The organism is Achromobacter aegrifaciens (assembly GCF_902859965.1).
In the GTDB taxonomy this organism is placed as follows: Bacteria; Pseudomonadota; Gammaproteobacteria; order Burkholderiales; family Burkholderiaceae_B; genus Achromobacter; species Achromobacter aegrifaciens.
In genome coordinates, this window is record NZ_CADIKO010000002.1 from 768723 (window position 1) to 783934 (window position 15212).

The 15212-nt window shown below is 65.8% G+C and carries 16 protein-coding genes; 6 read left to right on the plus strand and 10 right to left on the minus strand.

Going from position 1 to position 15212, the window contains the following annotated elements; translation table 11 throughout:
- The first annotated feature begins 109 nt into the window (after positions 1 to 109).
- Both HV793_RS14715 and HV793_RS14720 read left to right on the plus strand, forming a co-directional pair.
- Positions 110 to 487, plus strand: a complete 378-nt coding sequence (locus HV793_RS14715) for a DUF423 domain-containing protein (protein WP_054454180.1) — start codon at positions 110 to 112, stop codon at positions 485 to 487.
- 58 nt (positions 488 to 545) lie between these two features.
- Positions 546 to 1460 carry a DMT family transporter gene (locus HV793_RS14720; protein ID WP_119451566.1) on the plus strand — a complete coding sequence of 305 codons (915 nt, stop codon included), beginning with the start codon at positions 546 to 548 and terminating at the stop codon, positions 1458 to 1460.
- Positions 1461 to 1467: 7 nt separating this feature from the next.
- On the opposite strand, the gene HV793_RS14725 is transcribed toward HV793_RS14720, so the two are convergent.
- Together HV793_RS14725 and HV793_RS14730 are read right to left on the minus strand one after the other, a co-directional pair.
- On the minus strand, positions 1468 to 2106 hold the full coding sequence (locus tag HV793_RS14725) for a glutathione S-transferase family protein (protein WP_054454840.1): 639 nt from the start codon (positions 2104 to 2106) through the stop codon (positions 1468 to 1470).
- 5 nt (positions 2107 to 2111) lie between these two features.
- Positions 2112 to 3266 carry a PQQ-dependent sugar dehydrogenase gene (locus tag HV793_RS14730; RefSeq protein WP_175213439.1) on the minus strand — a complete coding sequence of 385 codons (1155 nt, stop codon included), beginning with the start codon at positions 3264 to 3266 and terminating at the stop codon, positions 2112 to 2114.
- 80 nt (positions 3267 to 3346) lie between these two features.
- On the opposite strand from HV793_RS14730, the gene HV793_RS14735 reads away from it, so the two are divergent.
- Positions 3347 to 3958: a glutathione S-transferase family protein gene (locus HV793_RS14735; RefSeq protein ID WP_054454174.1), complete on the plus strand. Its 612-nt coding sequence runs from the start codon at positions 3347 to 3349 to the stop codon at positions 3956 to 3958.
- 34 nt (positions 3959 to 3992) lie between these two features.
- Here the strand turns inward: HV793_RS14735 and HV793_RS14740 are convergent, their stop codons facing one another.
- The gene (locus HV793_RS14740) at positions 3993 to 4958 is read right to left on the minus strand and encodes a LysR family transcriptional regulator (RefSeq protein ID WP_119451568.1); all 966 of its coding nucleotides are present in this window, start codon (positions 4956 to 4958) and stop codon (positions 3993 to 3995) included.
- 133 nt (positions 4959 to 5091) lie between these two features.
- Between HV793_RS14740 and HV793_RS14745 the strand changes: the two genes are divergently transcribed.
- The 3 genes from HV793_RS14745 to cuyB are packed head-to-tail and all read left to right on the plus strand — an operon-like array spanning position 5092 to position 8271.
- On the plus strand, positions 5092 to 6069 hold the full coding sequence (locus tag HV793_RS14745) for a Bug family tripartite tricarboxylate transporter substrate binding protein (RefSeq protein WP_054454171.1): 978 nt from the start codon (positions 5092 to 5094) through the stop codon (positions 6067 to 6069).
- Positions 6069 to 7535: an N-acyl-D-amino-acid deacylase family protein gene (locus tag HV793_RS14750; RefSeq protein WP_175213440.1), complete on the plus strand. Its 1467-nt coding sequence runs from the start codon at positions 6069 to 6071 to the stop codon at positions 7533 to 7535. Before HV793_RS14745 ends, HV793_RS14750 begins: the two co-directional genes overlap by 1 nt.
- A gap of 1 nt (position 7536) precedes the next feature.
- Positions 7537 to 8271, plus strand: a complete 735-nt coding sequence (gene cuyB, locus HV793_RS14755) for a cysteate racemase (RefSeq protein ID WP_119451571.1) — start codon at positions 7537 to 7539, stop codon at positions 8269 to 8271.
- 88 nt (positions 8272 to 8359) lie between these two features.
- On the opposite strand, the gene HV793_RS14760 is transcribed toward cuyB, so the two are convergent.
- From HV793_RS14760 to proC, 7 genes are all read right to left on the minus strand, one after another.
- Positions 8360 to 9061, minus strand: a complete 702-nt coding sequence (locus tag HV793_RS14760; RefSeq protein WP_054454165.1) for an ABC transporter ATP-binding protein — start codon at positions 9059 to 9061, stop codon at positions 8360 to 8362.
- A complete protein-coding gene (livG, locus tag HV793_RS14765) occupies positions 9061 to 9828 on the minus strand; it encodes a high-affinity branched-chain amino acid ABC transporter ATP-binding protein LivG (RefSeq protein ID WP_013393946.1) in 768 nt (255 codons plus the stop codon). Before livG ends, HV793_RS14760 begins: the two co-directional genes overlap by 1 nt.
- Entirely contained in the window at positions 9825 to 11060 is a 1236-nt protein-coding gene (locus tag HV793_RS14770; protein WP_054454162.1) for a high-affinity branched-chain amino acid ABC transporter permease LivM, read from the minus strand. Before HV793_RS14770 ends, livG begins: the two co-directional genes overlap by 4 nt.
- Entirely contained in the window at positions 11060 to 11986 is a 927-nt protein-coding gene (gene livH, locus HV793_RS14775; protein ID WP_054454161.1) for a high-affinity branched-chain amino acid ABC transporter permease LivH, read from the minus strand. Before livH ends, HV793_RS14770 begins: the two co-directional genes overlap by 1 nt.
- A gap of 189 nt (positions 11987 to 12175) precedes the next feature.
- Entirely contained in the window at positions 12176 to 13291 is a 1116-nt protein-coding gene (locus tag HV793_RS14780) for a high-affinity branched-chain amino acid ABC transporter substrate-binding protein (RefSeq protein ID WP_054454159.1), read from the minus strand.
- A gap of 431 nt (positions 13292 to 13722) precedes the next feature.
- Entirely contained in the window at positions 13723 to 14292 is a 570-nt protein-coding gene (locus HV793_RS14785; RefSeq protein WP_054454157.1) for a queuosine precursor transporter, read from the minus strand.
- Entirely contained in the window at positions 14289 to 15122 is an 834-nt protein-coding gene (gene proC / locus HV793_RS14790) for a pyrroline-5-carboxylate reductase (protein ID WP_054454155.1), read from the minus strand. The genes HV793_RS14785 and proC overlap by 4 nt, the downstream gene beginning before the upstream one ends.
- Between the last annotated feature and the right edge of the window lie 90 nt (positions 15123 to 15212).

Below are 15212 nucleotides of genomic sequence, written 5' to 3' on the forward strand. Positions count from 1 at the left end.
CCATCACAAGATCCGTCCCCAACAATGCCATGCCTCCGGATAGGCGCGGGATTTGGGCATATCATAGGCGGCTGTAACACGATTGATCAGACACTTATAAGGACTGGCGATGACGGACCGGCAGCTGACGATACTTGCGGCGTTGAATCTCATGGTGGCGGTGGGCGCGGGGGCCTTTGGCGCCCACGGCCTCAAGCGCATGCTGACGCCGGAACTGCTGTCCGTCTGGCAGACCGGCGTGCTGTACCACCTGATCCACGCGCTGGGCCTGTTCGTCGTCGCGCTGCTGGGCGCCCGCTACGGTTCGTCCCTGCTTTCCGCGGCCGGCGTCGTGATGTTCGTCGGCATCGTGCTGTTCAGCGGCAGCCTGTATGTGCTGTCCCTGACGGGCACGCATTGGCTGGGCGCCGTTACCCCCTTCGGCGGCGTCGCCTTCCTGGCGTCTTGGGGCATGGTCGCCCTGGCGGCCTATCGCGCCCAAGGCTGAATCCTCCCCCCTTCCTTTCCTTTCGGGCGGCCCGAACCGCCGCCCTCCCAGGCTGTAGATGTCCACCTCTTCCGTACTTCCCGCCGCCCAGGCCCAATCCGCCGCAGCAGGCATCGCCTGCGTGGTGGGCGGCATTTTCTTCCTGACCTTGAGCGACGCCAACGCCAAATGGCTTGGTGCCAACTACAACCCGCTGCAGATCCTGTTCCTGCGGGCGCTCATCGCCCTGCCTTTCGTCGCCACGCTGGCGCTGTGGCTGGGCGGACGGCGAGTATTGCGCACCGCGCACCCTGGCCTGCACCTGACGCGCGGCGCCATCAACGTCGTGTCGGCCTATTGCTTTTATCTGGGCCTGCGCACGCTGCCGCTGGCCGAAGCCACCGCCATCGCCTTCGCCGCGCCGCTGTTCGTGACGGCGCTATCGGTGCTGGTCCTGAAAGAACGCGTGGACGGCAAGCGCTGGCTGGCCGTGCTGGCCGGGTTCGCCGGCGTGCTGATCGTGGTGCGGCCCGGGGCCGCAACGTTCCAGGCGGCCACCCTGCTTCCGCTGGTCACCGCCTTGCTTTATGGGGTGATGATGATCACGGCGCGCGGCATCAACCGCAACGAAGGCATGCTGACGACCACGCTCTACATCGTGCTGGGCCAGCTGGTCTGTAGCGCGGTCGCCCTGCCCTTGGTCTGGGAGCAGCCCGCGATGGAGGATCTGCCGTACTTCGGCGCCGTCGCCCTGTTCAGCACCCTGGGCCTGGCGCTGATCACCCAGGGATTCCGCATCGGTCCCGCCTCGGTGGTTGCGCCCTTCGACTATACCGGGCTGATCTGGGCCACCATCCTGGGCTGGGTCTTCTGGCATGAGACCCCGGACGCCTATGCCTATCTGGGCGCGCTCTTCATCGCCGGCAGCGGCGTCTACATCGCCCTGCGTGAAGCACGGGCCAAGTCCAGGACCCGCAAACCAACCAAGGCTTGACGCCCGGCTACTCCGTAGGCGGCGGAAAATGCCGTTGCAGCACGCGCGCCACATTGGGCTCCTGCGCCGCCTCGCGCGCCACAGCGGTCAGCGCCGGGCACTCGGACGCGAACCACGCCGGCCCGGGACGCCAATGCGTCATCACCGTGACGTACAGATCCAGCGCAGAAAAGCGCCGGCCCAACATGTGCGGGGCGCCAGCCTGGCGTTCCAGCTCCTGCCAGATATCCGTCCGCCGCGTATGCACGCGCTGCCTCAGCAGCTCGGCCGCGGGGCCTGCGGTGGTCCATTGCGGCGGGTCGTCGCCATAGGTGAACGTGGGATAGATAGCCGCCACCAGCCGGATCAGCAGATTCAGAAACCGGGCCCGCTCAGGCTTGTCGGGCGCGGGCGCCAGGCCGGCCTGGGGCGCCACATCATTCAGATGCAGGATCATGGCCGCGCTCTCGGTCATGATCTCGCCGTCCGGCAGGACCAGGGTAGGCACCTGCCCCAACGGGTTCAGTTGCAGCAGCCTGTCGCGCTCAGCGCCGGGCTTGAGGTACGGCAGGTCCGTCAAGGTGTGCGGCACGTTGGCCAGTACCAGCGCCATCTCGACGATGGCGGACCCGCAGCCGGCGGACCCGATCAGCTCATACGGTTTCATGGCATTCACTCTCCCTGTTCGGCCGGCGCCAGGCGCAGCAACTCGCCTGGCGAGGCGTCCGTCAACACGTACACATAACCGTCCGGCCCTTGCCGCACATCGCGTATCCGCTGCTTGCGGTCCGTCAGCAGCCACTCCTGGGCCACCACGCGGTCGCCGTCCAAGGTAAGGCGGATGAGATTCTGGTTCGCCAGTGCGCCGATGAACACGGAATTGCGCCAGGCGGGGAACCGGTCCGCGTTGTAGAAAGCCATGCCGCTGATGGCCGGCGACTTCGGCCACCAGTAGAGCGGCGGCTCCATGCCGGGCAGCTCCGCTCCCTTGGCTTCGGGGATGGGCTGGCCCGAGTAGTTGATGCCGTGGGTGGCCAGCGGCCAGCCGTAGTTCTTGCCGCGCTGGACCAGGTTGATTTCGTCGCCGCCGCGCGGTCCGTGCTCGTTTTCCCAGAGCTGGCCGCTCCAGGGGTTGAGCGCCATGCCCTGGGGATTGCGATGCCCGTAGGACCAGATCTCGGGCCGCGCGCCGGCCTGGCCGACGAAGGGATTGTCGGTCGGCACCGACCCGTCGGCCTTCAGCCGCACCACCTTGCCCTGCAGCTTGTCCAGATCCTGCGCGGTGGGCCGCTGGTTGTTCTCGCCCAGCGAGATGTACAGATAGCCCTTGCCGTCGAACACCAGGCGCGATCCGTAGTGCAGGCCCGACGACAGCTTCGGTTGCTGCCGGAACAGCACGCGGAAATCCTCCAGCGCCGAACCATCGGCGGACAGCTTGCCGCGGCCCACGGCGGTGCCGCTCTTCGAACCATCGGCCTCGGCATAGGACAGATAGACATACCGGTCCTGCGCGAAGTCGGGCGACAGCGCCACGTCCAGCAGGCCGCCCTGGCCCTGCGCCGCGACCTTGGGCACGCCGGCCAGCGGCTTGGACAAGCCGCCCGGGATGCGCAGCAGCCTGAGGTTGCCGGGACGCTCGGTAATGAGCACGCCGCCCTCGGGCAGAAAGGCCATGGCCCAGGGATGATTGAGTCCGCCCACCACGGCCGTGACGCGGGTCGGGACCGATGCGGGTTCGGGCCCCGGCTGCGCGGACGCGGGCAGCGCCAGCCACAAAGAGAACGACAGGAACAGCGCGCGCGTGATCGCGGCGGGACGTGACGGCATGGGCATCTCCGGCAACGGGTGGCGTACCATATCGGCCAGGAACGGAGATCCCCGTCCTTGCTCTCAGGAGACCCCATCTGATGAAACTGTACTACATGCCCGGCGCGTGCTCGCTCGCTTCCCATATCGTTCTGGAATGGATCGGCAAACCCTACGAAACGCACAAGCTGAGCCGCGACGAACTCAAGGGCCCGGAGTTCCTGAAGGTCAACCCGCTGGGCGCCGTGCCCGCCCTGGCGCACGACGGCTGGACCGTCACGCAGAACGCGGCGATCCTCGAGTACCTGGCTGAACACGCGCCTGAACTGCAGTTGCTGGGCGACGGTTCGCCGCGCTCGCGCGCCGAAGTGCGCCGCTGGCTCGGCTTCATCAACTCGGACATCCACAAGACTTTCTCGATGATCTTCGGTGCGTCGCGTTTCGTCGGCGACGAAGGCGCACAGAAGGAGCTGGCCGGCTCGGCTTCCGCGCTGCTGACCAAGCTCTTCGCGCAGCTGAACGCACAGCTCGCCGGCAAGTCCTACCTGACGGGCGACAAGCCCTCCATCGCCGACGCCTACCTGTACGTGGTGCTGCGCTGGGCGCACGCCAAGGAAGTGAACCTGTCGGGCCTGGACAATCTGGCCGCGTTCTTCAAGCGCATGGAAGCCGACAAGGGCGTGCAGGCCGCGCTCAAGGCCGAAGGCCTGTAAGGTCCGGCCGGGCTTGCCCCTCCGGCGCAAGCCCTCAGCTGGAAGCGCCGGGCGCCAGTTCGCACGGCTCCCCCTCTTCCAGCGTTTTCTTCACCGCCGCCAGAAAGCGCCGCGCCAGCAAGGGCGGCGCGCTCAGATTCGAATGCGTGGCCCAGATATCCACGCTGGCCGCCGGCGATATCGGGCGCAAGACCATGTGCGCGGCCTGGTCCGGCGTCACGCACCAGGCATCGACAAGCGCCGGCCCCAATCCCTGCTGCACGAAAGAACAGGCGGTCACGGGCGAATGCACTTCCACCGCCGCCGCGCAAGCGGGCCCTTCGCCGAAGAAGGGCTTGAGCGCGCGCGCCAGCGGCGTATCGCGCGGATAGCCGATCCAGGCCGCCGTGGAGAAATCCTCCGGCCGCATCACCTCGCGCGCCGCCAGCGGATGCCCGGCAGGCAGCGCGCAGACGATGGGCACCCGCGCCAGGCGCACGGACCGCAAATTGGGATGATCAGGGGGCTGCATGGAAACGCCTATGTCCGCCTGGCCCGATAGAAAATACGCAGCCAGCTCATCGAAGGTCACGCTGCGGTAATCGACGCGCGCGTCCGCATTGCGGCCGCGGAAGCGATCCAGCGCCATCGGAATGAGGCGCTGCCCGAAACTGGCGCTCGCGACGATCTTCAGCATGCCCGCGCCCGACTGGCCCAGGCTGGCAGCCAGGTCGTTCACGCGCTGGATGCCGCCATAGACCTGCTCCACTTCCGCGTACAGCCGCCGCGCCTCGGCCGTCGGCGAGAGCCGGCTCTTCACGCGCTCGAACAGCTTGTAGCCCAACCGGCTCTCGGTCAGCGCCAGCACGCGGCTGACCGCGGGTTGCGATACGTGCAGCATGCGGCCCGCGCCGCTGATCGATCCGGCCATCATGATGGCGCGGAACACCTCGATCTGGCGCAGGTTCAAAGGCCGTCCGGCAGTGGGTCCGACCTCGTCCGCATAGGCATGCTCATCCATTTTTTCCCCTGGCAAATCAGCGCCAAACCGATAACGCCCGATTATAGGTTTTCGACATTTTTCGATGAGGGCGCGCAGAGACGCGGGGTGTAACCTGCCCGCCTCAACACCACAAAACCAAGGGGAATCCACCATGCGTAGCAAACTCTTCCGCGGCCTGTCCGCGTTGGCGCTCGGCGCCGCCATGTCGGCCGCCGCCACCGCCGGCGCGTATCCCGACAAGCCCATCACCTTCGTGGTGCCGTCGGCCGCCGGCGGTTCGCCCGACGTGCTGTCGCGCCTGATCACGACCCAGCTGGCGCGCGACACCGGCGCCACGGTGGTGGTCGAGAACCGCCCCGGCGCCGCCGGCAACATCGGCATCGCCCTGGTCAAGCGCGCCGCGCCCGACGGCTACACGGTCGGCTACGGCAACATCAACACGCTGGCCGTGAACCGTTCGCTGTTCAAGCGCCTGCCCTACGACGTGGACGCGGACCTGACGCCCGTAGCCCATCTGTTCGACCTGTACAACGCGCTTATCGTGCCGGCCGACTCCCCCGTCAAGAGCGTGCAGGACCTGATCGACCGCGCCCGCAAGGAACCCGGCCGCCTGTCCTATGGCGCCTCGGGCGTGGGCACGACCGGCCACATGGGCGGAGAACTCTTCAAGAGCATGGCCAAGATCAACGTCATGTTCATCCCCTACAACGGCGGTCCCGCCGCCATCCAGGACCTGCTGGGCGGCCGCCTGGACTACCTGTTCGTCAACACCTCGGAAGCGACCCCGCTGGTCAAGAGCGGCAAGGTCCGCGCCATCGGCGTAAGCAGCCTGAAGCGCCTGGCGCTGATGCCCGACGTGCCCACGCTGGACGAAGCCGGCCTGAAGGGCTACGAAACCGTGGCCTGGGGCGGTGTGGTCGCGCCCAAGGGCACCCCGCCGGAAGTGGTCGCCACGTTGAACGCCGCCATCCAGAAGGCGCTGCAGGCGCCTGAAGTCCGCACCGGCCTGGCCACGCTGGGCGCCGAACCGGCCAGCGGCTCGCCCGCCGACTTCAAGCAGCTGATCGACCGCGAAACCGCCAAATGGCAACAGATCATCGACGGCGCCGGCATCGAGAAACTCGACTGATGAGCGCGCGCATGCTGCAAGCAGACTTCATCGTGGCAGGCGCCACGCTCGTCGACGGCACCGGCGGCCCTGCCCGCCAGGGCGACCTGGCCGTGCATGACGGCCGCATCGCCGCGGTGGGCGAATTCGCCCGCCCGGCCGGCGTGCCCGTCATCGACGCCAGCGGCCTGACACTGGCGCCCGGCTTCATCGACTCCCATACCCACGACGACGGCTACCTGCTGGCGCACCCGGACATGCTGCCCAAGGTCTCGCAGGGCATCACCACCGTGGTCACCGGCAATTGCGGCATCAGCCTGGCCCCGTTGGATGGCACTGCCATCCCGCAGCCGCTGGACCTGCTGGGTCCGGCCGAACTGTTCCGTTTCAGCACCTTCCGCGCCTGGATGGACGCACTGCGCGCCACGCCCGCCGCCGTCAACGTGGCGCCGCTGGTCGGCCACACCACGCTGCGCGTGGCGGTCATGGACGACACCTCGCGCGCCGCCGACGCGGACGAACGCGCCGCCATGTGCGCGCTGCTGCAAGAAGCACTGGACGCGGGCGCCTTCGGCGTTTCCACCGGCACCTTCTATCCGCCGGCCAGCGCGGCACCCACCGACGAGATCATCGAGGTCTGCGCGCCGTTGCGCGGCCGTCCCGGCGTCTACGCCACGCATCTGCGCGACGAGGCCGACCACATCGTTGCGGCCATGGAAGAAGCGCTGCTGATCGGCCGCGAACTCGACTGCCGCGTGGTGTTCTCGCACCACAAGCTGGCCGGCGAGCGCAACCACGGCCGCAGCCGCGAAACCCTGGACCTGATCAACCGCGCCGCCGCCACCCAGGCGGTGTGCCTGGATTGCCATCCCTACCCCGCCACCTCCACCATGTTGCGGCTGGACCGCGCGCGCCTGGCCAGCCGCACCATGATCACCTGGTCCAAGGGCTACCCCGAAGCCACCGGCCGCGACTTCAGCGAAGTCATGGCCGAACTGGGCCTGGACGACGAAGCCGCCATCGCACGGCTCGCGCCCGCCGGCGCCATCTATTTCCTGATGGATCCGGCCGATGTCGGCCGCATCTTCTCGCATCCACTGACCATGGTGGGCTCGGACGGCCTGCCCTTCGATCCGCATCCGCACCCCCGCCAATGGGGCACCTTCACCAACGTGCTGCGCGCCATGGTGCGTGAACAGCGCCTGCTGACGCTGGAAACCGCCATCCACAAAATGACCGGCCTCGCCGCGGACCAATACGGCATCGCCGAGCGCGGCCTGTTGCGGGAGGGGTATCATGCTGATCTGGTGCTGTTCGATCCCGCCACCGTGACAGATGTGGCCACTTTTTCAGCTCCCATTCAGGCAAGCCAGGGCATCCAAGCGGTTTGGGTCAACGGCAGGCAGGTCTGGGACGGGGAACGGACCAGCGCCGAACGCCCGGGCCAGGTCTTGACGCCCGGGACGGCATTAGCTCGGAGTAAATAACGTGAACAGCTATTCCCAGGGTTGTTACCTGGGTGTATTGGGCGGCATGGGCCCCATGGCGGGCGCCGCCTTTGCCCTGCGCCTGGCGGCATTGACGCCCGCCGCGATCGACCAGCAGCACATCCCTACGCTGCTGCGCAACGACCCCCGCATTCCCGACCGGTCCAGCGCCTACATGGCGGGCGGCGAAAATCCTCTGCCCTACATGCAGGAAGGCGTGCGCTTTCTGCAGAACGCCGGCGCGCAGCTCATCGCCATCCCGTGCAACACGGCCCACCTCTGGTACGACCAGATCGCTGCGTCCACCGACCTGCCCGTGCTGCACATCATCCAGGCCGTCATCGACGACCTGCGGCGTCTGGGCTTGCCCACCGGCCGCATCGGCCTGATGGGCACCGCCGCCACGCTCAAGCTGGGCCTCTATCAGCAGCATCTGGAAGCGCAAGGCTATGAGTGCATCGTGCCCGACGACGACGAAGTCGAACGCTATTGCATGGGCTCGATCCGCGCGGTCAAGGCCAATCGCCTGGAAGACGCCTACGCGCCAGCCGCCGAATGCATCGCCCGCCTCAAGGCGCGCGGCGCGGACGCCGTGGTGCTGGGCTGCACCGAACTGCCCCTCGCAGTGCCGCACGCGCTGCGCCCCAGCCTGGGCGTGACGCTGACCGACTCCATCGACGCGCTGGCGCGAGCCGCAATCGCGCATTACCAGGCCGAACAGCTGCTGGCGGCCTGAGCCCGCGGCCCCTTCCCCGCGCCAAACAGGCGAAAAAAAAAGGCGCATTTTCCAATGCGCCCCAATTTCCCTTCGCGGGGAACAGCAATCAACCTCCCAGATACGCCTTGCGCACCTGGTCGTTGACCAGCAGGTTGGCGCCAGTGTCCTGCAACACCACGCGTCCGTTTTCCAGCACATAGCCGCGGTCGGCCACGCCCAGCGCCTTGTTGGCGTTCTGTTCGACCAGGAACACCGTCACGCCCTGTTCGCGGATCTCGCGGATGATGTCGAAAATCTGGGCGATCACCAGCGGGGCCAGGCCCAGCGTCGGTTCGTCCAGCAGCAACAGGCGCGGACGCGTCATCAGCGCGCGGCCGATGGCCAGCATCTGCTGCTCGCCGCCCGACATCAGGCCCGCGCGTTGGCTGGCGCGTTCTTTCAAGCGCGGAAATAGCCCGTACACGTGGTCGATGCCCGCCTGGATCTCATCGCGCTTGGCGAAGAAGCCGCCCATCATCAGGTTCTCGGCAACGGTCAGGTCCTTGAAGACCCGCCGCCCTTCCGGCGAAATGGCGATGCCATTGCGCATGATGTGGTGCGTGTCCTTGTGGGTGATGTCCTCGCCCTCGAACGTGATCGTGCCTTCGCGTGCCCGCGGGTTGCCGCAGACGGTCATCAGCAGCGTCGTCTTGCCCGCGCCGTTGGCGCCGATCAGCGTGACGATCTCGCCCTTGTTGACCTCCACCGACACCCCGTTCAACGCCTGGATGGCGCCGTAGTAGGTATGAATGTTATCCAGCTTAAGCATTACTCTTCCCCCAGGTACGCCTTGATGACGCGCTCGTCGTTGCGCACCTGCTCGGGGGTGCCGGTAGTGATGGGCTTGCCGTGCTCCATGACCAGGATGCGGTCGGAAATGCCCATGATCAGGCTCATGTCGTGCTCGATCAGCAGCACCGCGACGCCGAATTCGCGCCGCAACTGGTCGATCAGCGACTGCAGATCGCGCTTTTCCTGAGGGTTCAGGCCCGCCGCCGGTTCGTCCAGCATCAGCAGACGCGGCTTGGTGATCATGCAGCGCGCGATCTCCAGGCGGCGCTGGTGGCCGTAGGCCAGGTTGCCCGCCTCGCGGTTGGCGAACTCGCGCAAGCCCATGAAATCCAGCCATTGCGCGGCGCGCGCCAGCGCGTCGGTCTCGGACTGGCGATAGGACTTGAGCTTGAGCAGGCCCGGCAAAAGCCGCGACTCCACCTGGGTGTGCTGCGCCACCAGCAGGTTCTCCAGCACGGTCAGCTGCTTGAACAGGCGCACGTTCTGGAACGTGCGCACCAGCCCATGGCGCGCCACCTTGTGGCTGGGCAGACCGGTGATGGCCTTGCCGTCCATGGTGATGTCGCCCGCCGTCGGCGCATAGAAACCGCCCACGCAGTTGAACACCGTGGTCTTGCCTGCCCCGTTGGGGCCGATGATGGCGAACACCTCGTCGGATTTGACTTCGAACGCCACGCTGTCCACGGCCAACAGGCCGCCGAACCGCATGGTGAGCCCGGATACTTTCAGCAATGCCTCGCTCATTTAGCCAACTCCACATGGGGACGCTTCATGGGCAACAACCCCTGCGGACGCCACATCATCATCAATACCATCACCAGGCCGAACATCAGCATCCGGTATTCGGCGAATTCGCGCGCCACTTCCGGCAGCACCGTCAGCAGCACGGCCGCCAGGATAACGCCCACCTGCGAGCCCATGCCGCCCAGCACCACGATGGCCAGGATCAGCGCCGATTCGATGAAGGTGAAGGACTCCGGATTCACCATGCCCTGGCGCGCCGCGAAGAACGCGCCGCCAAAGCCGGCGAACATGGCGCCCAGCGTGAACGCCGACAGCTTGATCCGCGTGGGATTCAGCCCCAGCGAACGGCAGGCGATCTCGTCCTCGCGCAGCGCTTCCCATGCGCGTCCAACCGGCATGCGGATCAGCCGGGTGGAGACGAACAGCGTCACCAGCGCCAGCAGCAGCGCCATGAGGTACAGGTACACCACCATGTCCTGGTTCTGGAAATTCCAGCCCATGAATTCATGGAAAGTGGTGCCGCCTTCGGTGCTGGCGCGACGCGTCATTTCCAGGCCGAACACCGTCGGCTTGGGAATGCCCGAGATGCCGTCCGGACCGCCGGTCAGCGTGTTCAGGTTGATCAGCAAGAGGCGGATCATTTCACCAAAGCCCAGCGTCACGATGGCGAGGTAGTCGCCGCGCAACCGCAATACCGGAAAGCCCAGGATGAAACCGAACAGCGCGGCCATGGCGCCCGAGAACGGCAGCGCTTCCCAGAAGCTCCAGCCGCCCCAGTGGTACAGCAAGGCGTAGGTATAGGCGCCGACGGCGTAAAAGCCCACGAAGCCCAGGTCCAGCAGGCCGGCAAAACCCACCACGATGTTCAGGCCCAGGCCCAGCATCACGTAGATCAGCACCAGCGTGGCGATGTCCACCGAGCTGCGCCCGGCGAAGAACGGCCAGATGACCGCGATGGCCAACAGCAGAATGGCGAGCGGCTTGTGGCTCTTGGCCGGCGCGGCCGGCAAGGTCGGCAGGCCCGTCTTCAGCTTCTGGAACGGCTTGGCGATCCAGGGGCGCAGCAACTGGAACACGAACACGATCGCGGCGGCAATCGCCACCAGCGACCAGTTCGATTCCATCGTGGTGCGGGCGCCCTGCCGGATCAGCTGCAGGCCGAAGACGGGGGTGACGATGACAGCCGTCAGCACGGCCGCCATCGTGGCGTTTTTCAGATTGTTGTTCGACATCAGACTTTTTCCACCTCAGGTTTGCCCAACAGCCCGGTGGGACGGAACAGCAGGATCAGGATCAGCAGCGAGAACGCCACGATGTCCTTGTACTGTGAGGAGATGTAGGCAGCCGCGAAGGTCTCGGCCAGCCCGAGCAGCACGCCGCCCAGCATGGCGCCGGGGATGCTGCCGATGCCGCCCAGCACCGCCGCGGTAAAGGCCTTGATGCCGGCAAGAAAGCCGATGAATGGGTTGAGCTTGCCGATGGTGATGGCGATCAGCACGCCGCCCACCGCTGCCAGGATCGCGCCCATCACGAAGGTGAACGAGATCACGCGGTTGGTGTCGATGCCCAGCAGGTTCGCCATGTGCATGTCCTGCGAGCAGGCGCGCGAGGCGCGGCCCATGCGGGAATACTTGATGAACAGCGTCAGCCCGATCATCAGCACCACAGTGACCACGATGATCATGATGCGCGAATACGGCACGGTGACGTCGAAGTCGGAGCCCATGTGGAACTGCACGGCGCCGGACACCAGCGATGGCACGGCCATGTCGCGCGCGCCCTGGCCCAGGGCCACCCAGTTCTGCAGGAAGATCGACATGCCGATGGCCGAGATCAGCGCCACCAGACGGGGGCTGCCGCGCACGGGCCGGTAGGCGACGCGCTCGACGCTGAAACCGTAGATGCCCGTGACCACGATGGCCACGACCAGCATGGCCGCGATGATGAACGGTATCGGCAAGCCGCTATTGGTGCCGATGGCCGTCAGGGTGACCAGGCCGACATAGGCGCCGATCATGTAGATTTCGCCGTGAGCGAAGTTGATCATACCGATGATGCCGTAGACCATTGTGTAGCCGATGGCAATCAACGCATAGATCGCGCCCAGAGACAATCCGTTGAAGAATTGCTGGGTAAGTTGGGGTATGAGGTCAGACATTATTTCTCTTGCTCCAAATGGTTCCGGCCCCGGTGGAGAGACCCGGAGCCGGAAACCTGGGCGTATTTTATAAGGGCCTGGCATCTGCGCCCGCCGGCCGCACAGCGCTTTTGGCGCTTCGCTACGCGGATTACGGCAGAACGAGGACGACAGGCCCTACACGCCGGCGACGCCGGCGGGATCGCGAGTTTACAGCTGGGTCTTCTTGCCGTCCTTATCCCATTTGTAGACGGCGAACTCGAAGTTCTTCAGGTCGCCCTTGGCGTCGTACTCGACCGGGCCGATGCCGGTGGAGAACTTGGTCTTGTGCATGTAGTCAGCCACCTTGGCGGGGTCTTCGCCCACCGCGTTGATGCTGTCGGCCAGGATCTGCACGGCGGCGTACGCCGGCATCTGGAAGGCGCCGTCCGGATCGCGCTTGGCGTCCTTGAAGGCCTTCACGATGCTCTCGTTGCCGGGCAGCTTGGTGAAGTCGGCCGGCAGCGTGACCAGCAGGCCGTCGATGGCCGGGCCGGCGATCGCCACCAGATCCTGGTTGGCGGTGCCTTCCGGACCCATGAACTGGACCTTCAGGCCCTGTTCACGCGACTGGCGCAGCAACAGACCCAGTTCGGGGTGGTAGCCGCCGAAATAGACCAGATCCACGCCAGCCGACTTGAGCTTGGTGATGATGGCCGAGTAGTCGCTGTCGCCGACGTTGATGCCTTCGAACATGGCGACGTTCACGCCTTCCTTGCCCAGCGAATCGCGGACCTGGGTGGCCACGCCCGAACCGTAGGTCTGCTTGTCATGCAGCACGGCGACCTTCTTGGGCTTCAGGGTCTTGGCGATGTAGTTGGCGGCGTACGGGCCTTGCTGGTCGTCGCGGCCGATGGTGCGGAAGAAGAAATGCGGCTTGATCGTGTCGGTGACCAGCGGCGAGGTCGCGCCCGGGGTGATGCCGACGATACCCTCTTCCTCGTAGACCTTCACGGCGGCCACGGTCACGCCCGAGCACGCATGGGCCACGGCGAACTTGGCGCCGGAATTGACCACGCGGTTGGCGGCCGGCACGGCCTGCTTGGGTTCGCAGCCGTCGTCGATGAGGATGGGTTCGAGCTTCTTGCCCTTGACGCCGCCCTTGGCGTTGATGGTCTCGATCGCGGTCAATGCGCCGGCCTGGATCTGGTCGCCGTATTGCGTATTGGGGCCGGTCATGGGCTGGGGAATGCCGATCTTGATCGTGTCGGCGGCGTGCGCGGCGCCAGCCAAGGCAAGTGCCCCAAGCGCCATGGCTACCGGGGTAAGGCGATTCAGAAACTTCATGCGGAGTTCTCCAGCGAGGTTTTGAGCGGCTCTGTCCGACGCGGTTTATCGGTTGGGTAATCCGTTAATCCTCGTCGCCCGTCGCCGGCTTCTTGGGCAAAAACACGGTGTGGCCGGTATTCTGAAAGCAAGCCGTCATACTGTCACTGCGTGTAATCCCCAATATTTAGGCGCGCGCCTTTAATCGTGACGGATAGCCGGGGCAAACCTCTGAAATCGTTGGAGAATCCGCAAGAAAATCGTATTTATCATCTGGCGCGCCACGCGAAATTGTGCATCGAGATATATATCGCGGGCGATTAATACGCCGTTTAAAGACGCATTTAAATACAGTGCTTACGCAGGACTTACGAATAATAATTAACGTGCGTAGTTATTCATTGAATTCAAGCGCGGGGCGGCCCGAAAACCGCAGGCGCCCCGCCGCCTGGTCAGGCACTGGCCGGCTTGGCCAGATTCCACATCAGCGCGCGGAACGGCGCCAGCATGCTGATATTGACCGCGAGCTTGATCGCCAGGTCGCCCATCATCCATGTCATCCAGGGCGCGCCGGTCGCCGCGAATGCAACGCTGAAGAACACGGCCGTATCCAGGATGGCGCCGAGCACGCCCGACACCAGGGGCGCGCGCCACCAGCGCTGGTCGCGCAATCGGTCGAACACCTGAATGTCCACCAGTTGCGCGCAGATATAGGCCAGACCCGAAGCCAGCGCGATGCGCGGCGAGGCCACCCATACCGACACCACCAGGGCGGCGGCAAAGCCGAACCAGACCACCCTGCGCGCGGCCGCCGGGCCGAAACGGCGGTTCAGCACGTCCGTGACCAGGAAGGCGACCGGATAGGACAACCCGCCCCAGGTCAACCAATCGTTCAGCGGCACCTGCACCAGGATGTTCGAGCCGACCACCACCACCAGCATGCACAGCACGGCAATGGCGAACTGCGGCCGGCTCATGAGCGCAAAGCGCCGGGAGCCTGTGCCCCCGTCCGTGGCTGTCATTTGCCGAACTCCTCCGCCAGCTCGCGCGAGCGTCGGGCGGCGGCCGCCATGGCGTCTTCGACGATGGCGGCAAACCCGGCCGCGCCGAACGCATTGAGCGCCGCCGCCGTGGTGCCGCCCTTGGAGGTGACACGTTCACGCAGGGTGGCCAGCGGTTCAGAGGACTCGGCGGCAAGGCGCGTCGCCCCGGCCAGCGTGCCCAATGCCAGTTGCTTGGCCTGTTCTGCCGTCAGGCCGACCTTCTGGCCGCCCGCCACCAGCGCTTCCAGAAACAGGAATACATAAGCCGGGCCGCTGCCCGACAAGGCCGTCACGCCATCAAGCGCGGCGTCATCGGCGACCCACACCACTTCACCCACGCTGGACAGCAATCGCGCCGCCAGGTCGCGGTCGGCAGCGTCCACCCCGTCCAGCGCCGCCAGGCCGGTAATGCCGGCGCCCACCAGGGCCGGCGTATTCGGCATGCAGCGCACCAGGCGCTTGAACGGCGCCTCGGGCGTACCGAGCCAGGCCGCCAGCGTATCGGCGCGGATACCGGCCGCCACGCTTACCACCAAAGTGTCTTCGCGCAACCATTGACGCGTGGAAGCCACAACGTCCTTCATGTTCTGTGGCTTGACAGCGAACACCCAGACGCGGCACCGCGCCAGGGCCTCGCCCGGAGCCGTCGCGGTGGTCATGCCGCGGGCCTGCCAGGCGGCATGCGAATCCTGGTTTATGTCAATGACATGTATGTTGCCGGCGGCGCATACTTTGCCGGCCAGGCCCGAGGCCAGGGCAGCGGCCATATTGCCGCCGCCGATGAACGCAATCGAAAGTTCGTTTTTCATAGGAGCCGATTGTAAACGGGAGTTCTCGTTGGGAAAAAAAAGAAAAATGTTCGTTCGCGCCTAAAACGCGCAATTTGACAGGCGTTTGGA